This window comes from Streptomyces sp. NBC_01351 (assembly GCF_036237315.1).
Lineage (GTDB): Bacteria > Actinomycetota > Actinomycetes > Streptomycetales > Streptomycetaceae > Streptomyces.
On record NZ_CP108356.1, the window covers coordinates 680,861 to 703,299 of the forward strand.

A 22,439-nucleotide genomic window follows, 5' to 3' on the forward strand; every position below is an offset into this window, starting at 1 on the left:
CTCAGCTCGCCATCTGCTGCTGGGCCTTGGTGAGCTTCGCCCTGACCGATTCGGTGGTCACGGGCTTGCCTGCGGCGGCTTCGGCGAAGAGTTCCTTGACGGCCGTGCCGACGGCGGTCTCGAACTGCGACTCCTCGGGGACCTGCGGGAGCGGGGCGGCGCTGGTGGCGAGGGTGTTGCGCAGGACGGTGAAGTCCTCCCCGGCGAAGGCGGGGTCGGACTGGGCGGACTTGACCGGGGGGATGGAACCGTAGGTCTTGTTGAGGAGCTTCTGCTCCTCGTCGCTCGTCATGAACTTCACGAACTTCAGGGCGCCGTCGAGGTTGTCGGTGTTCTTGAAGACGGCCAGGTTGATGCCGGCGACCATGGAGTTGGTGTTCTTGCCCGCGCCGGGGACGGCGCCGGCGGGGACGGGTACGGGAGCCACTCCCCAGTCGCCCTCCTTCATGCCGTGGGCCTTGAAGCTGCTCGCCGCGTTCTGCCAGAGGACCATGGCGGTCTTGCCGTTGGCGAAGTCCTGGAGGGACTGGTTCTTGTCGTACTCGGCGTTGCCGGGCGAGATGATCTTGTCCTTGGCCATCAGGTCGACGTACCGCTTGACGGCGTCGACGTTGGCGGGGGTGTCGAAGGTCGGCTTGCCGGCCGCGTCGAAGAACTCGGCCCCGTGCTGCCTGGAGAAGACGAAGGTCTGGTGGATGTTGTTGGAGAGGTTCGAGCCCTCCGCGCCCAGCGCCCACTTGCCGTCCTTGGACAGCTTCTGACCACTGGTCACCATCTCGTCCCAGGTGGCCGGGGGCTTCTCGATGCCCGCCTCCTGGAACATCTTCTTGTTGTAGTAGAGCGCGTAGGACATCGAGTAGAGGGGCACGGCGGCCGGGTCCTTGCCGGCGGCGCCGGCCGAGCCGATGGCGGAGTCGACGAAGCGGTCCCTGCCGCCGATCGCGTCGAAGTTCTTGGCGTCCCAGGGGAGGAGGGCGCCGGTGGCCTGGAGGGAGGAGGACCAGGTGTTGCCGATGTTGAGGACGTCCGGGCCCTGACCGGACGCCGTGGCGGCGAGGATCCGGTTGAGGAGGTCCGCCCAGGGGACGACCTCCAGCTTGACCTTGATGCCGGTCTGCTGCTCGAACTTCTTCAGCTCGGGTGTGAGCGTGGCCTGGTCCGCCGGGATGTCGGGGCCCTGGTTGGACGCCCAGTAGGTGAGTTCCTTGGGGGCGGCGTTGGATCCCGCGCCGTCCGTGGTTCCGCCGCCGCAGGCGGTGGCGGCGGTGGCGAGCAGGGAGACGGTGACGGCGGCGGAGGCGGCGGCTCTGATTCTGCGCATGGCGGCTCGGTCCCTTTCGGCGGGGTCAGAGGTGAAGGCCGACGCGAAGCGCTCCGTCCAGGCCTTAATTTAGGACGTGAGTTAAGCCTCGTGAAAGGGTCGCGTCAAGGGGTCGCGCAGGGGTATGTTGCGGACGATGTCACTACGGAAGGGGCCGGATGACCACGGGGCGTAGCGGACGAACGGTGCGGGACCTACGGCGGGCCAACCGGAGCGCCGTCCTCCAACAGCTGTACTTCGGCGGACCGATGAGCCGCCAGGAACTGGGGCCCGCCACCGGGCTGAGCTCCGGCTCCGTCAGCAACGTCGTCGGCGAGCTCGTCGCGGACGGCCTGCTGGAGGAGGCCGGGATCGTCGACTCCGACGGAGGCCGGCCCCGCACCCTGCTCCGCGTGGCACCCGGCAGTGCCCACATGATCGGCGTGGACGTCGGCGAGACCCGGGTACGGGTGGAGCTGTTCGACCTGACCCTGACCGAACTGGCGCGCACCGAGCTGCCGTTGCTGCCGCGCGGCTGCTACGACGTCGGCCCCATCGTCGACCACGTCAAGGACGGGATCGCCGCCGTGCTCGCCGAGGCCGGGGTGGGTACGGAACGCCTGCTGGGCGTGGGCGTCGGAGTTCCGGGCATCGTGGACCGCGAGGCTCCGGGCGGGGCCGTCGTGCACGGCCAGACCATCGGCTGGGATGCGGTCCCGCTGGAGGAGCTGCTGCGCGCGACGAAGGCCCTGCCCGCGGAGGTCCCGTACATCATCGACAACGGCGCCCGCACGCTCGGCCAGGCGGAGATGTGGTTCGGAGCGGGGCGCGGGGCCCGGGACGCGGTCGTCGTGCTCTTCGGCTCCGGAGTCGGCGCGAGCCTGATCACGGACGGCTCACCGGACGGCGGGACGACCGAGGGCACCCCCCTGGAGTGGGGCCACCTGACGGTCTCGGTCCGCGGGCGCCGCTGCCGGTGCGGGGCGCTGGGCTGCCTGGAGGCGTACACCGGGGCGGAATCCCTGCTGGCGCGGTGGGCGGAGCGGGGCGGGACTGCGGGGTCTGCGGAGTCCATGGACGAGGAAGAGGCGCTGTCGGCCCTGCTGGCGGCGGACGACGCCGGGGACGCGGTGGCGCGGGAGGTCCTGGAGGAGACCGCGGAGTACCTGGGCGCGGGGCTCTCGGACCTGATCAACCTGTTCCAGCCGGAGCGGATCCTCATCGGCGGCTGGGCGGGCCTGATGCTGGGCCCCCGCATCCTCCCGGCGGTACGGGAGCACGCGACCCGGTACTCCCTGCGCCACCCCGCCGGCCGGGTCACCATCGGCCTGGGCTCGCTCGGCCCGGACGCGGTCACGGTCGGCGCGGCCACCCTCCCCCTCGCCGCCTTCTTCGCCACGGGCGGCCGCCACGCGACCCCCGAACCGCGCACCGAACCCCCGGGCTGGCGCAAGGCATTGGACGTCCGCGCTGGCGGCGCCACCCCCTGAGCGACCTGCGGTGATCACCGCGCGGGAAGATCAACTACGCTGGCCGCCGCGCGGCAATCGGTACCCCGGAGGCCCCGCACACCCACCACCCCCAGCCCCCGGGAGGAACCGGTGCCCGCGACGGCCACCCCCACACGCCAGGCCCGACCGCCGCGAATACCGGAGGTCGACGCACTGCGCGGCTTCGCACTCCTGGGCATCCTGCTGGTCAACGCTCTGATGATGGCGAATCCGTACGGGATCGGAGCCTTCGAGAACCCGAACGCGTCCACACTCGACCGGACGGTCGAGGGGATCGTCCAGACCTTCATGGTCGGCAAGTTCTACCTGCTGTTCTCGTTCCTCTTCGGCTACAGCTTCACCCTCCAGCTCGGCTCCGCCGAACGCGACGGCGCCAAGGCCGTTCCCCGGCACCTGCGCCGTACGCTCGGCCTGCTCGTCCTCGGGGCCCTGCACGCCGTGCTGCTGTACGTCGGGGACATCCTCATGACGTACGCCGTGCTCGGCTTGATCCTCATCGCCGCGCGCGGCTGTTCGCCCGGGACGGCACTGCGCGCGGCCCGGATCGTCCACGGGTGCGTCTCCGGCTTCCTGCTCCTCGTGGGGGCTCTGTCCCTACTGGTGTCGGATGCCGAGACGACCTCGCTGGACGCCGGGATCGCGGCGGAGTTCCCCGCACTGATAGCCGACTACCGGAACAGCCCGGCGTCCGTCGTGCGCGCCAACATCGGCCAGCTGCCCGACGCGCTCCTGGCCGCCGTCATGATGGGCGGCTTCGTCGTCACGGCGTTCCTGGCCGGGCTCCACTGCGGCAAGCTGCGCCTCCTCACCGACACGCGGAGCCATCGCGCCCGCATGCGCCGCATCTGCCTGCTCGGTGTCGCCACGGGCCTGCCCGGCAGCCTCTTCATGGCTCTGGCCGTCAGCGGTCCGCTCGGGCCGCGGTGGGCACTGCCGGGCCAGGTGGTGGGCCTGGTCACCGCACCCGCACTCACCGCCGCGTACGTCTGCGGAATGCTCCTGCTCATGAACACCGCCCGGGGCGCGCGCGTGACGGCTCTGTTCGCCCCTGCCGGCCGGATGGCCCTGACGAACTACCTGAGCCAGTCCCTGGTCATGGCCCTCGTCTTCACCGCGTACGGACTCGCCCTCTACGACCGACTCGGCACCACGATCGTCACCCTGGGCGCGCTGGCCCTGTACGCCGCCCAACTGGCCCTGAGCACCCGGCTGATGGCCCTCTACCGGTACGGCCCGGTGGAGTGGCTGCTCCGGGCAGTGACGTTGGCAAGGCTCCCCCGCGACCCGGCCCACACCCCGGGCTAGGCCGGGCCGGCCCCTCCGGCTAGGCCGAGTCACAGATCACCAAGGCAGGCGCGAAGAGGACCGAGACAGGTGCCCTGGATGCGTCGGCCGCGACCCGGTCCAGCAGCAGACGAACCATCTCGGCCGCCATCTCCTCCACCGGCTGGCGTACGGTCGTCAGCCTGGGCCGGCAGGCCGCAGCCGCGCCGGAATCGTCGAAGCCGACGACCGCCACGTCCTCGGGTATCCGGCGGCCGTGCTCGCGCAGCACCAGGCAGGCCCCCTGCGCCATCACGTCGTTCACGGCGAACACCGCGTCCAGGCCCGGTTCCCCGGCCAGCAGGCGCCGCATGGCCCGCTCGCCCCCGTCGAGGGTGAAGTCCCCCTCGGCGACGGGGATCCGGGACCGGGTCCCGCCGGCCGCCGCGGCCTCGCGGAAGCCCGCCAGCCGCTCCCGGCTCGCCGGTACGTCCGCCGGGCCCCCGATCGCCGAGAGCCGGGTGCGGCCCAGCCCCAGCAGGTGCCGGGCCGCCAGCTCCCCGCCCTCGCGGTGCCGCAGGTCCACGTGGTCGAGCGGCACCCCGGCCGCCGGGCACGCCAAGAGCACCGCGGGCAGGCCGGCCTCCGCGAGCATCCCGGGCAGCGGGTCGCGGGGGTCGGTGGTGACCAGCAGGGCCCCGTCCGCGCTGCGCTGCGCCAGGTGGGCGAGCACCTCGGCGCGGTCCTCGGCGGAGTCGGCGAACATCAGCACCGGGTGCGCCCCGTGCGGCCGCAGCCCGCGCACGACGCCGCTGACCACCCGCCCGAAGAACGGGTCCTCGAACACCCGGGCCGCGAACCCGTCCCCCGCTCCCCCGGCTCCGGCACCGGAGCCCGCGCCGGAGCCCGCCCCGGAGACGACGAGGGCCACGATCCCCGACCTACGGGTCACCAGCGAGCGCGCCGCCCGGTTCGGCGCGTACCCGGTCGCGGCGACCGCCCGCCGCACCGCCTGCTGGATGGCGGGGTCCACGTTCCGAACCCCGTTGACCACGCGGGACACGGTGGCCCGGGACACCCCGGCGGCCCGCGCCACGTCCTCCAGCGTCGGAACTCCGCCCGTACCCAAGCCCGTTCCCGTACGCCGCCCCGTGTCCATGGCCGCACTGTAGCGGCCGGGGGCGGCGGCCTATGGTGAGAGCGGCGTACGAACGCACCCGGCCGAGCCTGCGGAGGCACTCGTGATGCACTCGTGATGGACCTGCCCTTCAACCGGCCCGGACGCTTCTGGCGGGGCAATCTGCACACCCATTCCGACCGGTCCGACGGGGCGCTCCCGTCGGAGGAGGTGGGGCGCCTCTACCGGGAGGCCGGCTACGACTTCCTGGCCCTCACGGACCACTTCCGGCCCGAGTACGGGGTCCCGCTGACGGACACCCGCCGGCTGCGCACCCCCGGGTTCACCACGCTCCTCGGAGCCGAACTGCACGCTCCCCGCACCGAGGCCGGCCAGGAGTGGCACGTCATCGCCGTGGGGCTGCCGCTCGGCTTCCCGCCCCCCGAGCCCGACGAGAGCGGACCGCAGCTGGCCCGCCGGGCGCGCGCGGCGGGCGCGTTCGTCGGGATGGCCCATCCCGCCGCGTCCCTGCTCACCACGGCCGACGCCGAGAGCCTGGACGCGGCGCACGCGGTCGAGGTCCACAACGCGCTCTCCGAGCGGGAACACCGGGGCGGCAGCTGGCACTTGACCGACGTCCTGCTGCGCCGGGGTCGCCGCCTGCACGCCTACGCCGCCGATGACGCGCACTTCCAGCCCCAGGACCCGCCGGGCTGCGCCGCCTGGGTCCAGGTGCGGGCCGAGTCGCTCGACCCGGAGCTGCTCCTGTCGTCCCTCAAGGCCGGCCACTACTACTCCAGCACCGGCCCCGAGCTGCACGACATCCGGATCGACGACGGCCTGCTCAGGGTGCGCTGCTCGCCGGTGCGCAAGGTGCTGCTCACCGGCGGTACCCCGGGGGCGGAGGTGATCGAGGGCGAGGCCCTGACGGCATGCTCCCTGCCCGTGGCGATGTTCGGGAACGGATACTGCCGGGTCACGGTGGAGGACGGCGACGGCGGCCGCGCCTGGAGCAACCCGATCCACCTGGGGCAACCCGGCTCCGCCTGACGTCCCGTCACATGACCTCCAGCTCGGCCCGCAGCGGCAGTTCGCCGGCCGTGGGGCCCGCCTGGAGGGTAAAGAGGCTCGGCTCCGTGACCCAGGCACGAATCTGCGGCGACCAGTACTGGAGGGCCCGCGCGGGGATGCGTACGCGCGCCGTCACCCGCTCGCCCGGCGCCGCCCGCACCGCGGTCCATCCGGCCGGCCGGCGCACCGGGCGGTCGACCGCCGAGCCGGGGCGGGCCAGGTGGGTCTGGACGACCTCGCGGCCGGAGCGCGGGCCGGTGTTGCGCAGGGTGACCCGGACCTCGTAGCCGCCGCCCGGGTCCGGCTCGGGTGCGCCGAGGTCCTCGTAGCGCCAGGTGGTGTAGCCGAGGCCGTGGCCGAACCAGTACGCGGGGGTCGTGCCCGCGCGCAGCCAGGCACGGTGGCCGATGTGCAGACCCTCCTCGTACGGGAGGACTCCACCGCTGGGCCGGGTGGCCTTGACCGGGGCGTCCACGAGGACCCCGGGCCAGGTGGTGGGGAGACGGCCGCCGGGTTCGGCGCGGCCGAGGAGCACGTCGGCGAGGGCGTGGCCCGCTCCCTGACCGGGAAACCAGGCGAGGAGGACCGCGGCAACCTTCGCGCGCCAGGGTAGCTCGACGGGGCCGGCGGCGTTGACGACGACGACCGTACGGGGATTGACCCGGGCGACGGAACGCACCAACTCGCCCTGAGGAGCGGGTAGTTGCAGGGAGCTGCGGTCGTACCCCTCGGACTCCGCGCCCTCGGTGGTGCCCACGCAAACCACCGCCGCGTCGGCAGCGCGGGCGGCGGCCACGGCCGCGGCGAGCGCCTCGGCCGGGTCGGGGGCGGGCGGGGCCGCGGTGAGCACGGCGGCCCTGCCTGTGCCGGGGGCGCCCCGGTGCGGCCGGCGAGCAGCGGATCCTCGGCGAAGCACTCGAAGTGCCGTCCGGCAAGGGGGCTGCGGTGCAGGTTGAGGGTGGGGACGAGGAGGACGTGCACGCCCTTGCGGCGGGCTTCCTCGCCGAGGAGTGCGCCGAGCCGCCGTACGCGTTCCTCGCCCCAGAGCTCGCCGAGCGCACTCGGGCAGGGCAGCAGGGCGGAGGTGGAGCGCTCGTCCCAGCCGGGCCCGCGCACCCCGGACGGGCCGTCGGAGAAGACCATCTCGCCCAGGCCGAGGGCCGGTTAGGGGTGGGTGCGTCAGGTGTCCCGGCCGGTGAGCAGCCGCACGCCCCGTGGCAGGCCGAGCTTGTCCACGAGCCGGCCCTCTTCGCCACCGCGCATGCCGATGCCCTCCGCCGGGCCGGGGCCGGGCGGGGCGCGGGGAGCACTGGACCGCGCAGCGCCGGACCGCAGGAGGGGAGCACGGGAGAGCGCTCTCCCATATGCTCCCCGGGCTCCGACGGCGATGTCAACGCCTGTGCACAGAAGGTCACTTGAACAAGGGCGCCGACGCACTGTGCCGGGCTGTTACGCCCGGCACAGTGCCACGTCACGCCCCGCCGGCTACCGCCCGCATACGCGGACCGCGGCAACCGACTTCGCCGCCGCTTAGCGGCGCTCCTCTTCGAAGGCCCGGAGCAGGTCCGCCGCGACGCTGACCGCGATCGTGGCGGGTTCCTTGCCGGTGATCCCGGTCGTTCCGATCGGGGTCTTGATCTGGTCGATCGTGGCGGCGTCGTGACCTCCCTCGGTGGCCAGACGGCGCTTGAACCGCGTCCACTTGGCAGCCGAACCGATCAGCCCGATCGAGCCGAGACCGGGGGTGCGCAGGGCGGCGTCGCACAGCGCGGCGTCCTCGGCATGATCATGGGTCATGATCAGGACGTGGCTGCCGGCCGGCAGGTCCGCGAGCACCTCCTCCGGGAGCAGCGGTGTGTGGTGCACCTGTACGTGCGCCACCGCATCCCCGAGCACGGAGAGCCGTTCCTCGGCGAGTATGTCGGACCGGCTGTCGATCAGGTGCAGATCGATGTTGTGCCGGGCCAGGATGCGCGCCAGCTCCAGGCCCACGTGCCCGACGCCGAAGATCGCCACCGTCGGGAGCACCGGCAGCGGTTCGAGCAGTACGGTGACCGCTCCGCCGCAGCACTGCACTCCGTGCTGGTTGGTGACCTTGTCGTTGAGGGCGAACTCCATCAGCTCCGGCTCCGGATCGGACATGCCGAGCAGCTCGCGGCCCCGATCGATGGCGACGGCCTCGATGTTGCCGCCACCGATGGAGCCCCAGGTCTCGGTCCGTCCCACGACGAGTTTGGCGCCGGCCTTGCGGGGGGCGTGACCGCGCACGGTCGCGACGGTCACGAGCGCACCGGGTTCCCGGCGCTCTCGCAACCGCGCGACCGCGGCCACCCAGGTCATGTCAGGCATGGCTCAAGGCGCCGGCAGCGGTGAGGAACTCACTGCCGTCGCGCTCCACGTCGCCCTTGCGGGCGGCGTCGATTGCCCAGTACACCGCTTCCGGCGTCGCCGGGGAAGCGAGTTCCACGCTGGCTCCGGCGGGCCCGAACTCCCCGACGGCCTGTCGCAGCGCTTCGCGCACCGCGAACGCCAGCATCAGCGGAGGCTCGCCCACGGCCTTGGAGCCGTACACGGAGCCCTCTTCGGTGGCGTTCTCCATCAGCGTGACGTTGAACTCCTCGGGCATCTCCGAGAAGCTCGGCAGCTTGTACGTGCTCGCGGCCTGGGTCAGCAGACGACCGCGGTTGGGGCCGTCGCTGGAGTCCCACCGCATGTCCTCGAGCGTCAGCCAGCCCGCGCCCTGCACGAAACCGCCCTCGACCTGACCGATGTCGATCATCGGGGACAGGCTGTCGCCGACGTCGTGGACGATGTCGACACGCCGGATGCGGTACGCACCGGTGAAGCCGTCCACCTCGACCTCGGTCGCGGCGGCGCCGTAGGAGAAGTACTTGAACGGGGAGCCCTGGAAGGACTTCGCGTCCCAGTGCAGACCCTCGGTCCGGTAGTAACCGGAAGCCGACAGCTGGACCCGCTGGAAGTACGCGGTGCGGACCAGGTCGTCCCAGGCCAGCTCCTTGTCGCTGCCGAGGACCCGTGCGACGCCCTCGACGATGCGCACGTCCGAGGCGTTGCCACCCAGCTGGGTGCCGGCCACCTCGAGCAGCCGCGCGCGGATCTGCTCGCAGGCGTTCTTCACTGCCGCACCGTTGAGGTCCGCGCCGGAACTGGCCGCGGTGGCGGAGGTGTTGGGCACCTTGTCGGTCCGCGTCGGGGCGAGGCGCACCTTGTGCAGCGGGATGCCCAGCGTGGTCGCGGCCACCTGCAGCATCTTGGTGTGCAGGCCCTGGCCCATCTCGGTACCGCCGTGGTTGATCAGGACGGAGCCGTCCTTGTAGATCAGCACCAGCGCACCGGCCTGGTTGAAGGCGGTGAGGTTGAACGAGATACCGAACTTGATGCCGGTGATCGCGAGCGCCCGCTTGGTGTGCGGGTGCGCGGCGTTGAAGGCCGCGATCTCGCGCCGGCGATCGGCGAAGCCGCCGTTCTCCTTGACCTGCTCCCAGACGGCGGAGATCCGCTCGGGCTGACCGACCGGCTGCCCGTACGGCGTCGTCTGGCCCTGCTTGTAGAAGTTGCGCTCGCGCAGCTCCATCGCATCCAGGCCGAGCAGCGGCGCGACCCGGCCCATGATGTCCTCGATCACCAGCATGCCCTGCGGACCACCGAAACCGCGGAAGGCGGTGTTGGAGGTCTTGTTCGTCTTGGCGATGCGACCCGCGACGCGGGCGTTGGGGATCCAGTACGTGTTGTCGATGTGGCACAGCGCACGGGCCACGACCGGCTCGGACAGGTCCAGGCTCCAGCCGCCGTCTCCGGTCAGCGTGGCGTCCAGGGCCTGGATACGGCCCTCGGCGTCGAAGCCGATCTTCCACGAGGCATGGAAGCCGTGGCGCTTGCCGGACATGGTCAGGTCCTGGGTGCGGTTGAGACGCACTCGGACCGGCCGACCGGTCAGCTTGGCGCCGAGCGCGGCGATGGCGGCGAACCCGTGGGGCTGCATCTCCTTGCCGCCGAAGCCGCCACCCATCCGCAGGCACTGCACCGTCACTTCGTGGCTGTGCAGGCCGAGGACGTGCGCGACGATTTCCTGCGTCTCGGACGGGTGCTGGGTGCTGCTCTGGATGAAGAGCTGCCCACCCTCGTCGACGTGCGCCAGAGCGGCGTGCGTCTCGAGGTAGAAGTGCTCCTGGTCGGAGAACTGGAACTCTCCGGTGAACACGTGAGCGGAGTCGGCGAACCCGGCGTCGATGTCGCCGGCGATCATCAGGGGACGAGCGCCGTGGAAGCTCTCGGCCGCGATCGCCTCCTTCACCGTGATGATGGAAGGCAGTTCGTCGAGCTCGACCTCGACGGCCGCCGCACCGAGGCGGGCCGCCTCCAGGGTCTCACCGAGCACCCAGGCGACCGCGTGGCCGTGGAACATGACCGTGTCGGGGAACAGCGGCTCGTCGTGCTTGATGCCGGCGTCGTTGACGCCGGGCACGTCGGCACCGGTCAGCACGCGGACCACACCGGGCACGGCGAGCGCGGGCTCGGTGCGCAGCGCGGTGATCGTGCCGTGGGTCTTCATGACCTGGACCGGGTAGGCGTGCAGGACGTCCTTGGTGCGGTAGACCAGGTCGTCGGTGTAGAGCGCGGTGCCGGTGACGTGCTGGACGGCGCTCTCGTGCGGCATCGAAACGCCGACTACGGGCTTTTCGGGACGCTCGGACAGATGACTCATGACGACACCGCCTCGGTGGTCTGTGCGTGCAGCTTCAGCAGGCTCTGGCCGAGCATCGCAGAACGGTAGATGGAGCTGGCGCGGTGATCGCTCATCGGGGTGCCTTCGCCCCGCATCACCCGGGCCGCGGCCTCGACGGTCTCCGCCGACCACGGCTTGCCCTCCAGGGCCGCCTCGGTGGCGAGAGCGCGGATCGGGGTGGCGGCCACGCCGCCCAGACCGATGCGGGCCTTGCGGACGATCCCGTCCTCGATGTCGAGCGCGAAAGCGATCGCCACGCTGGAGATGTCGTCGAAGCGCCGCTTGGCGATCTTGTGGAAGGCCGTGACCCGCGACAGCGGCAGCGGGATGCGCACGGCGCGGATCAGCTCGTCGGGACGGCGCACACTCTGCCGGTACCCGGTGAAGTAGTCCGCCAGCGGAACCACGCGCTCACCGTCGGCGTCGGCGAGCACCAGCGACGCCTCCAGCGCGAGCAGCACCGGCGGGCTGTCACCGATGGGGGAGCCGGTACCCAGGTTGCCGCCGAGGGTGCCGCTGTTGCGGATGAGCCGCGACGCGAACTGCGGGAACAGCTCCGCCAGCAGCGGGACGTCGCCGTCGAGGCGGCGTTCGATCTCGGTGAGGGTGACCGCCGCGCCGATCTCGATGTGGTCGGACTCGACGCGCAGCTCCCGCAGCTCGGGGAGCCGGTCGATGGCGACGACCAGGTCCGCACGGCGGGAACGGATGTTGACCTCGACGCCGTAGTCGGTGGAGCCGGCGACCACGACCGCGTCGGGCCGCTCGCGCAGCAGCTGCACGGTTTCGGCCAGGGTGCTCTTGCGCACGAAGGTGCTCTCACCCTGGGTGTACTCGGTGGCGGCCGGTGCGGGCGGCTCCTGCTCGCGACGCTGCGCCAGCGGGTCGTCCTCGGTGGGCGCGCCGACGGCGTACGCGGCATCGCGGATCGGGCGGTAACCCGTACAACGACACAGGTTTCCGCTCAGCGAGTGCAGGTCGAACCCGTTCGGACCGTGCTCGGAGTCGACGCCGTGCGCCGAGTCCGCGTCCGAGCCCGTGTCCTCGTGCGCGCAGCGGTCGGGCCGGTAGTACTCGGAGGCCATGCTGCAGATGAATCCCGGCGTGCAGTAACCACACTGGGAACCGCCGCGGACCGCCATCTCCTCCTGCACGGGGTGCAGGGTGGGCTGCTCGCCGGCTTCACCGGCGGTGGCGAGGCCCTCGGAGGTGATGACCTCCTGGCCGTCGAGCGCCGCGGCCGGGACCAGGCACGCGTTGACCGCCACCCAGTCGGTGGGCTTGTTCACGCCGGGACGGGCCACCAGGACCGAACAGGCGCCGCACTCACCCTCGGCGCAGCCCTCCTTGGTACCAGTGAGGCCGCGGTCGCGCAGGAAGTCCAGCACCGTGGTGTGGGGCGCAGCCGGAGCGAGAGGTGTTTCCTTGCCGTTGACCGTTATACGTGCTGCTACCACGACGCAACCTCATTTCGGTGCGTGGTCAAACTGATAATGCTAGTCGCCATTTCAGGAGCTTTCTATTTCGGTGGCGCAGCTCGAGAACCCAGAGCGCAAATGAGCACGCAACGCAACGACGTGCCTCAGGCGATGAAAGAGAGTGCGAAGGTGCCGGGGCCCGCGATCGGGCACACCGGGAAGGGGGGCTGCGTCAGCAGCCGTGTGCTACACGACCCGGAACCCAGGCGGCCTGCTGAGCGAGGCGATGCAGGTCAGAGATGGTGGACATCTGACTTCGCCTCCTTTCAACAGCTCACGATCCGGTTCGGTCGAAATTACGTTGCCGCAGGCCCATCGGTCAAGCGCGGGATGTGGAGACCACCAACAGGTTCCAGAAAGCTACGACAAATCGCCCATACGGTACCACGCCGCGGCGCGCTCCAGAATGAAGGGATATTACAACAATGTTACTTACGGTAAATGTGTGGTTGCAGTGCAACGTGGTTTCCGTGGGGCCGCTTAACCCGCGCCCCAGAAACTCTGTATTTACGGACAACAGCAGTTGCCTCCTCCCGTAGGAAGCGCCACTCGGCAGCGCATTCCTACGGGAGTGCGCTCACACGTCCCAGGCGACCGGGAGGCTCTTCACCCCGAAGATGTCCGCGGTCTCCGGACGCAGGGCAACGTCTTCGGCCGGTACGGCAAGCCTCAGCGTGGGGAAGCGGCTCAGCAGCGCGGAGAACGCGACCCGCATCTCGATACGGGCCAGCTGCTGCCCCAGGCACAGGTGGATGCCGTGGCCGAAGGCCAGGTGCCCGCCCTCCTCCCGGCGCAGGTCGAGCACGTGGGGATCGGTGAAGCGCTCGGGGTCGCGGTTGGCGGTGTTGTACGACAGGAGGACCGTCGTGCCGGCCTCGACGGTCTGCCCGCCCACCTCGACGTCCTCCAGCGCGGTCCGCATGAACGATGTGGCGACGCTCAGATGCCGCAGCAGCTCCTCCACCGCCTGGTCGACGAGCGTCGGATCGGCGCGCAGCGCTGCCATCTGCGCCGGGTTCTGCAGGAGCGCGAAGGTCCCGAGGGCCAGCATGTTCGCGGTGGTGTCGAACCCGGCCGCGAGCAGGATCAGGCTGATCCCCTGCAGCTCCTCATCGGTCAGATCGCTGTCGGTGAGTTCGCTGAGCACGTCGTCGGTGGGCTTCGCACGCTTGGCGGCCACCAGCTCCGCGAGGTACTCCTGGGTCGCGGTGTAGGCCGCCAACAGGTCCTCGTCGCTCGTCTCCCCGTTCATGAACGTGTCGATCTGTTCCTGGAACGAGTCCCGGTCCTCGTACGGCACCCCCAGCAGCTCACAGATGACGATGGTGGGGATGGGCTTGGCGAACGCGGTCACCAGGTCCGCCGTCGGCCCGGTCCTTTCCATGGCGTCCAGGCAGTCGGTGGTGATCTGCTCGATGCGCTCGGTGAGCAGTCGCATCCGCCGGGCGGTGAACTTGCCCACCAGCGGTTTCCGGTAGCGCCCGTGCTGTGGTTCGTCCATGAGGAGGAACTCGCCGGGCGGCGCCGGCGGGATGTCGAAGTCGACCACGTTCAGCAGCTCTTTGCGCGAGCTGAACCGCGGGTCCGCCAGGACCGACCTGACCAGGTCGTATCCGGTGATCAGCCAGCCGGGTTTCCCGCCGGGGTGGGTGTAGCGGCTGATGGGGCCGTTGCTGCGGGCTTCGATCAGCTCGGCCGGCGGGTCGAAAGGACAGCCGGGCCGGCGCTCCGTCGGCAGCGTCGTCACCGTGTGGAGCGATTCATTCATGACCGTTCCTCACCTCGCGATAGTGCGTGTTCGATGAATCTCGAAAGCTACGTAGCATTCAGGTCCGCCGCAATCCACTGAAACACATATCCGCAGGTGGACGACGCCATATTGATGCAATGACCCTGGGATTGAACGCAATAGCGCGTTGCATTGACCAGCGGTGAAGGTCACCCCGGCCTCGGCCGGGCGGGGCCCTTCGGGGCATCCGGTGCCCCGGGTGCCGCGCGGCGCGGGCGCGCGTGCCGCGGGTTCGGGATATCTGTGGTCGCAGGCGGCGGTCGGTGGTGACCGCCACTGTCCGGAAAGGCGGGAGCCGGTGACTGTCCAGCCCATTCCCGAGGGGTACCCGCGCGTCACGCCGTACCTCTGTATCGACGGAGCCGCGGCCGCGATCGACTTCTACGTCTCCGTGCTCGGCGCGCAGGAGCGGATGAGGATGGCCGCGCCCGGAGGCAAGATCGCCCATGCCGAGCTGGAGCTCGGCAACTCGGTCATCATGCTCGCGGACGAATACCCGGACATGGGATTCCGCTCGCCGAAGGCGGTGGGTGGTACGCCCATCACCCTGCACGTGTACGTCGAGGACGTCGACGCGGTGTTCGCCGAGGCCCTCTCCCGGGGCGCCACCGAGCTGTCACCGATCAAGACCGAGTTCTACGGCGACCGCTCCGGCCAATTGGAGGACCCGTTCGGCCACCGCTGGAACCTCGCCACGCATGTCGAGGACGTCCCGCCGGACGATATGCAGAAACGGTCCGAGGAGGCCATGCGCTCCGTGGGGTCCGCACCCGACGGCGGCTGAACCGGGTGAGATGGTTTTACCCGTTTCCAGAATGACCGTAGGAAATTCGATTCCCATTCCGATATCTCCCAGGCGCAGGTCTGCGAGCAGCGCGTGGAAGTTCCGGGCGGGCTGCTCGACGACCTCTGCACGGTGGTGGCCGTCGGCCTCCGACCGGATCCACGGTTACAGGTCCGGCGAGCCCTACAGGTCGAGCTCGTAGACCTGCCCTACGAGGTCGGCGCCGAAGCTGTGGTGCGGTTCCTCCTCCACGAGGAGGAAGCCGGCGGCCAGGTAGATCCCGCGCGCGGCCGCCAGGGTGTCGTTGGTCCAGAGCCGGATCCGCTCATAGCCCGCTTCGCGCGCGAAGTCCACGCACCGGGCCACCAGGCGGGAGCCCAGCCGGTGCCCGCGTGCGGCGGGGTCGACGAGCAGGATCCGCAGCTTGGCGGTGCCCTCCTCGCCTGCCACGCAGAACACGCTGCCGACCCGGCGGCCGTCCAGCTCCGCGATCCAGGCGGCCTCGCGGGCCGGGTCGTTGTCCTCGGCGTAGTCGGCGACGATCCGCGCGACGAGGGCTTCGAAGCTGCTGTCCCAGCCGAACTCCTTCGCGTACTGCTCGCCGTGCGCCATCACGACCCAGCCGAGGTCGCCCGGCTCCCCCAGCGGCCTGATCACTGCCTGCACCTCACTCATGGGGGCCTCTCTCCCGATGCGACCGAAACGGCCGAACCGACTGAAACGACTGTTTCAGTAAAGCATAATGGCCAGGTGCCCCCCTCCGACCGGACCGACTCCGCCCGCAAGCACCAGCTGCTCGAACTGGCCTACGCCCACGTCCTGGACCACGGACTGGCCGACATGTCCCTGCGCCCCCTCGCAGAGGCGATCGGGAGCAGCCCGCGCGTCCTCCTCTTCCTCTTCGGCAGCAAGGACGCCCTGGTCCAGGCCCTGCTCGCCCGCGCACGCGAAGACGAGACGGGCATGCTCGGTGCCGTGCACCGGGCCCGCCCGGGGCACGACCTCGCCCGGGCGGGACAGCTGGTGTGGGGATGGCTGGCCGATCCCGCGCACCGCAAGCTCCTCACCCTGTGGGTCGAGGGCTACTCCCGGTCACTGACCGCAGACGCCGGGCCGTGGGCGGGCTTCGCCGGCCGTACGATCTCCGACTGGCTCGAGGTCTTCGCCGCCGCCCAGCCACCCGCCCACCGGGACACCCCCGAGGGACTGGCCGAGCGCACCCTGTTGCTCGCGGTCCTGAGGGGGGCCCTGCTGGACCTGCTCGCGGCCGGCGACGAGCCCCGCGCCACCGCGGCCGTCACCGCCCACCTCCGCACACTGACGAACCCGGCCGCCGCGCCGCCGACGCCGTAGGCCGGACCTGACGAACTGCCACCAAAGTCCGCACCGGGTCAGCACGGATCACGCAGTTCCGCGGCCGCGCGCCGGCCGCCGGGGCGAACCCGTCCGGGGCGGCCACGGCGCTCCGGATCGTCGGCCAAGCTCACCCCTGGACCTCAACCTGGACGACTGAACCGCGCGCCGGGCGTCGATCACACGGCCCCCGCCCTCGAACCCCGCTCTCGAATCGGAGTCGCGGACATGCCAACATTGGGGCGCGCGCACCAGGCTTCCGGGGAGAGGTTCACCCCGGTCGGCCGCCCCCGCCCGGCGTCACCAGAGTGAGGACATGGACCTTGAGCAGCTTCGCGCCACGTGTGAAGCGCGCGTCGAGGAACTTCGACTCCCGCACCGCTTCAGCACCCGCGACCTCCGCGACGCCGTGGCCGAACAACGCGGACGCCCCATCATCCTGCGCCCCCTGAGCACGCTGGGCGCCATGGACGCCCCGTGCGGCATCCGTCTGGAGACCCCGGACGCAGACCTGTTGTTCTACGAGGAGGGCACCTCCCCCCTCCACCATGCCGGCACCCCCGAGGGCGATGCCGAGGTGGAGGCGGCCGTCATCGCCGCGGCCGTCAACGCGAAGCGCGCCGGACTCCCCCTCGACGGCGAAGAGGCCCCGCCCGCCGCCGGCACCCGCTCCCGCAAGGGCGACCTCCCGGCGGAGACCACGTGGCTGCTGCTCGTGGCGGACGCCTCCGCGCGACACCCGGCACCCGAGAACGCGGGCGCGGCCTCGTGACCGCCCCGCGGCAGGACCCGCTGCGCGACCCGCGCTTCTTCGCCGACCCCTATCCCACCTACGACCGGCTGCGCGAGGGCTGCCCGGTCCAACGCATCCCCACCGGCTCCGGCGGACACCACGCGTACCTGATCACCGGTCACCCCGAGGCCCGCGAGGCGTTCACCGACCCCCGCCTGTCCAAGGACACGGCCCGCTTCTTCGCCGACCGGCCCTCGAACCGCGACCTGCACCCGGCGATCTCCCGCAACATGCTGGCGAGCGACCCACCGGCACACGCGCGCCAACGGCGGGTGGCGACACCCCTGTTCACCACCGGACGCGTCCGGGAACTGCGCCCGTACATCACCCGGGTCGTCGACGACCTCATGACCGCGTGGCGACCCGGTACGGAGGTCGACCTGGTGGCGGAACTGGCGGTACCCCTGCCCGTCACCGTCGTCTGCGAGCTGCTGGGGGTGCCGGAATCCGACCGCGCCGCGCTCGCCGGCTGGTCCCACGACCTCTTCGACGCGACCGACACCGACCGCGTCGACGCCGCGTCACACCGGATCGGCGACTACCTGACCCACCTCGTCGACACGGCCCGCACCACCCCCGGCGACGGCCCGCTCCACTCCCTCCTGCGCGACTGCGACGAGGGCGGACTCGACCGGGACGAGACCGTCTCGCTGGCCGCCCTCCTCCTGGTCGCCGGGCACGAGACCACCACCCACTTCATCGGCAACGCCGTCCTGGCCCTGCTCCGGCACCCGGAGGCGTTCGACCGCCTGCGCCGGGACCCGGACCTGATCCCCGGCGCCCTCGACGAACTGCTCCGCTTCGACTCCCCGGTGAGCGTGGCCACCTTCCGTCACAGCACGGAGGACCTGCGCGTCGGCGGGGTCGACATCCCGGCGGGCTTCCCGGTGCTCATCGCCCCCGGGGCCGCGAACCGCGACCCGGCGGCGTTCCCCGACCCGCACCGCCTCGACCTCGACCGCGACGCCGGCGGCCACCTCTCCTTCGGCCACGGCATCCACCGCTGCCCGGGCGCCCCCCTGGCCCGGGCCGAGGCGGAAATCGCCCTCCGCACCCTGGTGACCCGCTTCCCGAACACGCGCCTGGCCATCCCCGCGGAATCCCTGACCTGGCGCCGAACCCGTCTCACCCGCGGCCTGGCCGCCCTTCCCCTCACCCTCAACTGACGAGGACGGCGCCCGGGAGCTGCAGGACGCTCCCGACGCGTCATTCGACAAGCCCGGAGCTAGGTCCGGCGTCAGGTCGCGGGTGATCTGAAGCGGTTCGAGCTGTTCATCGAGTCGCTCGGGGTGGAGACGGGCGCCTGGCGCGGCGAGGTCTGATCCTCTGCCGGTGACGCGGACGGGAACGGGAACGGGAACGGGCCCGAACTCGTCGAGTTCGGGCCCGTCACCGAGGTGGCCTCCTTGCCGAAGCTCCGCACCTCGGTGTCGACGACCAGGGAGGCGTCACCGACCTCGTAGGAGTGCCAGGCGGCCCCGTCAGCTGCCGTTACGGCGTCATCTCGTAGGCCCCGGACAAGGCTTCGACACGCTCCCAGACCCGCGCCGCGCGGGCCTCGTCGACGACCGGGCGGCGTACGGCTCGCATGGCCCAGGCCTGCTGCGCTTCGGTGGCGGAATCCTTTCCGTGCAGTTCGACGGCGTGTCCGGAGAAGTCGCGCACCAGCACGGAGAAGAGCTCGTCGAGCACGGACTCGTCCAGATCCGTCAGGCGGGCCTGTTCCAGGATCAGCTGACCGTGCACCACCAGCGCGAACAGCTGGCCGACGGAGAGCAGGAAATCGAGGTCGCGGCCCTGCCGCTCGTCGGGCGCCATGGTGGCCACGAACTCGCTCAGGGCGTCGGCCTGTTCGCGGAAACGGGCCACGTTCGGCACGGCGGCGTACGAGTCGAAGGCGGGCCGCCAGTCGTGGAAGCGGACGGAGCCCAGGCCGCGGGCCGGTCCCTGGCGGAAGAGGAAGGCGTCGTCGGCCGCGTCGAGACGGGTCGGCACGGCGGGGTACTCGACCGGCTCCAGCAGGTGGTTGCGCATGAACTTGAGGATCAGCGCGAGGTTGACGTGGACCGTCCCTTCGAGCTTGGGCAGGCCGCGGATCTCCACGGCCGCCTCGGCGAAGTACGTGTCCTTCTCGAAGCCCTTGGCGGCGATGACGTCCCACATCAGGTCGATGACCTTCTCGCCCTCCGTGGTCACCTTCATCTTCGTCATCGGGTTGAAGAGCAGGTAGCGGCGGTCCTCGGGACCGGCCGAACGGAAGTAGTCGACGGCGCGGTCGCTGAACAGCTTCATGCCGACGAGGCGGACGTACGCGTCGGCCAGCTCGCGGCGCACGTGCGGGAAGGCGGTGACGGGGCGGCCGTAGAGGACGCGGTTCTGGGCGTGGGTCACGGCCTCGTACATCGCGTGTTCGCAGATGCCGATCGAGGCGGTGCAGAGGTTGAACTTGCCGACGTTGACGGTGTTGAGGGCCGCGTCGAAGGCGGCGCGGCCGGTGTGCAGGACGTCGTCCGGCGACACCGGGTAGTCGGCCAGACGGAACTCGCTGACGTACTTGGAGGAGTCGACGACGTTCTGCACCAGCTGGTAGGCGGGGTGGCGGCTGTCGGCCGCGAAGAAGACGTACCCGTCCGGGCCCTCGATGTCGGTGCGTCGGCCGAAGACCGAGACGAGCCCGGCGGCGTTGCCGTTGCCGATGTAGTACTTGGAGCCGCCGGCCAGGAATCCGCCGTTGCCATCGGGCTCCAGCAGCATGTCGGTGGAGTAGATGTCGGCGCCGTGGGTCCGCTCGGACAGCCCGAAGGCGAAGACCTCTCCCTGCGAGAGGAGTTCGGCCGCGCGGCTGCGGGCGGTGGCGTTGTCGCTCTGCCAGACCGGGCCGAGACCGAGGATGGTCACCTGCCACGCGTACCAGTAGTCGAGGCCGTAGAACCCGAGGATCTCGTTGAGGGCGGCGATCCGGGCGGTGTCCCAGCGCTGGTCCTGCTGTCCGGCGGCGGAGGCCGGGGTGAGGAAGGTGGAGAACAAGCCCTCCTTGGCGGCGAAGGCGAGGAACTCCCCCAGCCAGGCGCGGGAACGGTAGTCCTCGAGCAGCTGCCGCTTGCCGCGCGCCTCGAACCAGTCGACGGTGGCGCGGAGCAGCCTGCGGGTCTCGGGGTCGAAGTGCGCCGGGTCGTAGGTGTGCGGGTTGAACAGCAGCGAGTCGGCCATGGATGTTCACCTTCGGAAGAGGAGACGAGAGGGGAGAGGTGAGTCGTAGGTGGTGCGGTGCGGTGCGGTGCGGTGCGGTTCAGCCGGACGGTGACGTCACGCCGAGGCGCTGGAGCGTGGCGAGGACGTCGTCCAGCCAGGCGATCGTCATCCGTTCGTACGCGATGCCGCCGCGCAGCACGACGTGCTGGAGCTCCTGTCCGGCGTCGAGCGGAGCGGGGGCCTCGGGTCCGGTGAAGTCACGCAGTTCCCCGGCGAGATAGTGCGCGAGCCGGTCGCTGTGCACCTGGTGATGCCGTTCGACCTCGCAGATCAGCGCGGCCGGGTCGTCGAAGGCCGCGCCGCGGATCTTCACGGCGAGTTCGTGGCGCAGGCTCTCGGGTTCGATCGGCTCGTGCAGCCACCGGGCGAGGGCCGCGCGCCCGGGGGCGGCGACGGAGTACTCCTTCTTGTCGGGCCGGGCCCGCTGTGGCACTTCACGGACGGTGAGCAGGCCGTCGCGCTCCATGCGCCCCAGCACCCGGTAGATCTGCTGGTGCGTGGCGGTCCAGAAGTAGCCGATGGACCGGTCGAAGCGGCGGGCGAGTTCATAGCCTGAGCCCGGCATCTCCAGCAGGGAGACGAGGATCGCGTGGTCGAGCGCCATACCTCGATCCTTCTATGCAACTCGTTGCATAGACAAGTCCCGGCGCCCGGGTGAGACGCGGCTCACCCGGGGGCTCCGAGGGTGTCGGCGAGAAACGCGCGGCCCCGGCAGCCGCGTAGGCCTACCGCGCCGGCGGCGTGCGGTGGGCCGCGGCGAGGCGGGCGAGGGCTACGGCGGCAAGGAGGAGGCCGAAGTCGCGGAGCGCGATGTCGTAATAGCCGGGGATGCTCAGCAGGTTGACGATGATGCCCGCGAGCCATGCGGCGACCAGCCAGCCCCCGAAGCGGGGAGCGACGGCGACGAGGAGGCCCGCGACGATCTCGATCGCGCCCACCGCGTACATGGCGCTCTGGGCGCTGCCCGGGACGATGTCGTCGATCCAGGGCGCGAGGTAGACCGGCCAGTCCACGAGCAGGTTCGTGAACTTGTCCAGTCCGAACAGGACCGGGGCGACCGTGAAGCCGGTGCGCAGGATCAGGAAGGCCTGGTAGCCCGGGTCGGAAAGGGCTGCCCGCCGGGGGTGGCCGGCGGAGGTGTTGGTCAGGAACGGCATGACGCCCTCCTTCTATCCACAACTTTCACTTTCGATAGAAGCACCAGCCTTCTCTTTCGTCAATGAGTGTGGGATTTAGAATGGCGACGTGGACCCAGCGAAGGAAGCAGCGGACGTCTCGGCACTCGCCGCGCTCGCCGAGCCGACGCGCAAGCGGCTGTACGAGCACGTGGTGCGCCAGGCCGGGCCGGTCAGCCGCGAGGAGGCGGCATCGGCCCTGGGCCTCGCCCTGCGCACCGCGGCCTTCCACCTGGACCGCCTGGCCGAGGCGTCCCTGCTCGACGTGGTCTACGAGCGGCGCAGCGGCCGAACGGGGCCGGGCGCGGGCAGGCCGGCGAAGCTCTACCGGCGCCCGGACAGGGAGATCACCGTCAGTGTGCCCCCGAGGCGCTACGAGCTCGCGGCCGAGCTGCTGGCGCGAGCCGTCCAGGACTCCGCGGCCACGGGTGAGCCGGTACGGGCCGTGCTGCACCGCGAGGCCCACGAGCTGGGAACGGAGATGGGCGGCGAGGGCGGCGCCGATCTGACCGCCCTTCTGGAACTCTGCGGGTTCGAACCACGGTACGAGGACGGCGACGTCGTCCTCCTCAACTGCCCGTTCCGGCGCCTGGCCCGCCGGCACCCCGAGACCATCTGCGGGATGAACCTCCACCTCCTGCGCGGAGTGCTCACGGGCATGGGCGACCTCGCCCACACGGCGGTCCTCGCCCCCGCCCAAGGCCGCTGCTGCGTGCGACTGGAGGCTGCCGACTGACCCGGCCCGCCCGGAAACCGGCGCGTCGGCGAAGATGTCATCGTCACCCGCCACCCGCCACCGCCGTCAC

The 22,439-nt window shown here is 71.0% G+C and carries 18 protein-coding genes and 1 pseudogene; 8 read left to right on the plus strand and 11 right to left on the minus strand.

Annotated elements, in window-relative coordinates:
- Position 1 precedes the first annotated feature (1 nt).
- Complete coding sequence (locus OG625_RS03340) at positions 2-1,321, minus strand: ABC transporter substrate-binding protein (RefSeq protein ID WP_329376560.1); 1,320 nt, start codon at positions 1,319-1,321, stop codon at positions 2-4.
- A 158-nt stretch (positions 1,322-1,479) separates the two neighbouring features.
- Here OG625_RS03340 and OG625_RS03345 point away from each other — a divergent pair, with 158 nt between their 5' ends.
- Both OG625_RS03345 and OG625_RS03350 read left to right on the plus strand, forming a co-directional pair.
- Positions 1,480-2,790 (plus strand): ROK family transcriptional regulator, encoded by a 1,311-nt coding sequence (locus OG625_RS03345; protein WP_329376561.1) that lies wholly within the window; start codon positions 1,480-1,482, stop codon positions 2,788-2,790.
- 111 nt (positions 2,791-2,901) lie between these two features.
- The gene (locus OG625_RS03350) at positions 2,902-4,116 is read left to right on the plus strand and encodes a DUF418 domain-containing protein (RefSeq protein ID WP_329376562.1); all 1,215 of its coding nucleotides are present in this window, start codon (positions 2,902-2,904) and stop codon (positions 4,114-4,116) included.
- A 19-nt stretch (positions 4,117-4,135) separates the two neighbouring features.
- Here the strand turns inward: OG625_RS03350 and OG625_RS03355 are convergent, their stop codons facing one another.
- Positions 4,136-5,233: a LacI family DNA-binding transcriptional regulator gene (locus OG625_RS03355; protein ID WP_329376563.1), complete on the minus strand. Its 1,098-nt coding sequence runs from the start codon at positions 5,231-5,233 to the stop codon at positions 4,136-4,138.
- 96 nt (positions 5,234-5,329) lie between these two features.
- Between OG625_RS03355 and OG625_RS03360 the strand changes: the two genes are divergently transcribed.
- A complete protein-coding gene (locus OG625_RS03360) occupies positions 5,330-6,241 on the plus strand; it encodes a CehA/McbA family metallohydrolase (RefSeq protein WP_329376564.1) in 912 nt (303 codons plus the stop codon).
- A 7-nt stretch (positions 6,242-6,248) separates the two neighbouring features.
- Here the strand turns inward: OG625_RS03360 and OG625_RS03365 are convergent.
- From OG625_RS03365 to OG625_RS03385, 5 genes and pseudogenes are all read right to left on the minus strand, one after another.
- Positions 6,249-7,199 (minus strand): annotated as a pseudogene (locus OG625_RS03365) (glycoside hydrolase family 3 C-terminal domain-containing protein); the annotation flags it as partial.
- A gap of 593 nt (positions 7,200-7,792) precedes the next feature.
- A complete protein-coding gene (gene xdhC / locus OG625_RS03370; protein WP_329390408.1) occupies positions 7,793-8,602 on the minus strand; it encodes a xanthine dehydrogenase accessory protein XdhC in 810 nt (269 codons plus the stop codon).
- A gap of 1 nt (position 8,603) precedes the next feature.
- Complete coding sequence (xdhB, locus tag OG625_RS03375) at positions 8,604-10,988, minus strand: xanthine dehydrogenase molybdopterin binding subunit (protein ID WP_329376565.1); 2,385 nt, start codon at positions 10,986-10,988, stop codon at positions 8,604-8,606.
- Positions 10,985-12,466 carry a xanthine dehydrogenase small subunit gene (locus OG625_RS03380; protein ID WP_329376566.1) on the minus strand — a complete coding sequence of 494 codons (1,482 nt, stop codon included), beginning with the start codon at positions 12,464-12,466 and terminating at the stop codon, positions 10,985-10,987. The genes xdhB and OG625_RS03380 overlap by 4 nt, the downstream gene beginning before the upstream one ends.
- A gap of 598 nt (positions 12,467-13,064) precedes the next feature.
- A complete protein-coding gene (locus OG625_RS03385; protein ID WP_329376567.1) occupies positions 13,065-14,255 on the minus strand; it encodes a cytochrome P450 in 1,191 nt (396 codons plus the stop codon).
- Positions 14,256-14,574: 319 nt separating this feature from the next.
- Here OG625_RS03385 and OG625_RS03390 point away from each other — a divergent pair, with 319 nt between their 5' ends.
- Positions 14,575-15,060: a VOC family protein gene (locus tag OG625_RS03390; RefSeq protein ID WP_329376568.1), complete on the plus strand. Its 486-nt coding sequence runs from the start codon at positions 14,575-14,577 to the stop codon at positions 15,058-15,060.
- Between the two features lie 183 nt (positions 15,061-15,243).
- Here the strand turns inward: OG625_RS03390 and OG625_RS03395 are convergent, their stop codons facing one another.
- Complete coding sequence (locus tag OG625_RS03395) at positions 15,244-15,735, minus strand: GNAT family N-acetyltransferase (RefSeq protein WP_329376569.1); 492 nt, start codon at positions 15,733-15,735, stop codon at positions 15,244-15,246.
- 75 nt (positions 15,736-15,810) lie between these two features.
- Between OG625_RS03395 and OG625_RS03400 the strand changes: the two genes are divergently transcribed.
- The 3 genes from OG625_RS03400 to OG625_RS03410 all read left to right on the plus strand — a co-directional run bounded on the left by OG625_RS03400 (position 15,811) and on the right by OG625_RS03410 (position 18,372).
- Complete coding sequence (locus OG625_RS03400; RefSeq protein ID WP_329376570.1) at positions 15,811-16,413, plus strand: TetR/AcrR family transcriptional regulator; 603 nt, start codon at positions 15,811-15,813, stop codon at positions 16,411-16,413.
- Between the two features lie 316 nt (positions 16,414-16,729).
- On the plus strand, positions 16,730-17,185 hold the full coding sequence (locus tag OG625_RS03405; RefSeq protein ID WP_329376571.1) for a DUF6545 domain-containing protein: 456 nt from the start codon (positions 16,730-16,732) through the stop codon (positions 17,183-17,185).
- Positions 17,182-18,372, plus strand: coding sequence for a cytochrome P450 family protein (locus tag OG625_RS03410; protein WP_329376572.1), 1,191 nt, complete (start codon positions 17,182-17,184; stop codon positions 18,370-18,372). Before OG625_RS03405 ends, OG625_RS03410 begins: the two co-directional genes overlap by 4 nt.
- Before the next feature lie 325 nt (positions 18,373-18,697).
- On the opposite strand, the gene OG625_RS03420 is transcribed toward OG625_RS03410, so the two are convergent.
- The 3 genes from OG625_RS03420 to OG625_RS03430 form a co-directional block, all read right to left on the minus strand.
- Positions 18,698-20,416: an acyl-CoA dehydrogenase family protein gene (locus OG625_RS03420; protein WP_329376573.1), complete on the minus strand. Its 1,719-nt coding sequence runs from the start codon at positions 20,414-20,416 to the stop codon at positions 18,698-18,700.
- Positions 20,417-20,495: 79 nt separating this feature from the next.
- Complete coding sequence (locus OG625_RS03425) at positions 20,496-21,062, minus strand: PadR family transcriptional regulator (RefSeq protein WP_329376574.1); 567 nt, start codon at positions 21,060-21,062, stop codon at positions 20,496-20,498.
- Between the two features lie 121 nt (positions 21,063-21,183).
- Entirely contained in the window at positions 21,184-21,615 is a 432-nt protein-coding gene (locus tag OG625_RS03430) for a hypothetical protein (protein ID WP_329376575.1), read from the minus strand.
- 88 nt (positions 21,616-21,703) lie between these two features.
- Between OG625_RS03430 and OG625_RS03435 the strand changes: the two genes are divergently transcribed.
- Positions 21,704-22,369 carry a helix-turn-helix transcriptional regulator gene (locus tag OG625_RS03435; protein ID WP_329376576.1) on the plus strand — a complete coding sequence of 222 codons (666 nt, stop codon included), beginning with the start codon at positions 21,704-21,706 and terminating at the stop codon, positions 22,367-22,369.
- Positions 22,370-22,439 lie beyond the last annotated feature (70 nt).

Bases quoted from the DNA above. Each gene is read 5' to 3' on its own strand.
- OG625_RS03340 (WP_329376560.1), bottom strand. From the start codon at position 1,321: ATGCGCAGAATCAGAGCCGCCGCCTCCGCCGCCGTCACCGTCTCCCTG.
- OG625_RS03345 (WP_329376561.1), top strand. From the start codon at position 1,480: ATGACCACGGGGCGTAGCGGACGAACGGTGCGGGACCTACGGCGGGCC.
- OG625_RS03355 (WP_329376563.1), bottom strand. From the start codon at position 5,233: ATGGACACGGGGCGGCGTACGGGAACGGGCTTGGGTACGGGCGGAGTT.
- OG625_RS03360 (WP_329376564.1), top strand. From the start codon at position 5,330: ATGGACCTGCCCTTCAACCGGCCCGGACGCTTCTGGCGGGGCAATCTG.
- xdhC (WP_329390408.1), bottom strand. From the start codon at position 8,602: ATGACCTGGGTGGCCGCGGTCGCGCGGTTGCGAGAGCGCCGGGAACCC.
- xdhB (WP_329376565.1), bottom strand. From the start codon at position 10,988: ATGAGTCATCTGTCCGAGCGTCCCGAAAAGCCCGTAGTCGGCGTTTCG.
- OG625_RS03385 (WP_329376567.1), bottom strand. From the start codon at position 14,255: ATGAATGAATCGCTCCACACGGTGACGACGCTGCCGACGGAGCGCCGG.
- OG625_RS03395 (WP_329376569.1), bottom strand. From the start codon at position 15,735: ATGAGTGAGGTGCAGGCAGTGATCAGGCCGCTGGGGGAGCCGGGCGAC.
- OG625_RS03405 (WP_329376571.1), top strand. From the start codon at position 16,730: ATGGACCTTGAGCAGCTTCGCGCCACGTGTGAAGCGCGCGTCGAGGAA.
- OG625_RS03420 (WP_329376573.1), bottom strand. From the start codon at position 20,416: ATGGCCGACTCGCTGCTGTTCAACCCGCACACCTACGACCCGGCGCAC.
- OG625_RS03425 (WP_329376574.1), bottom strand. From the start codon at position 21,062: ATGGCGCTCGACCACGCGATCCTCGTCTCCCTGCTGGAGATGCCGGGC.
- OG625_RS03430 (WP_329376575.1), bottom strand. From the start codon at position 21,615: ATGCCGTTCCTGACCAACACCTCCGCCGGCCACCCCCGGCGGGCAGCC.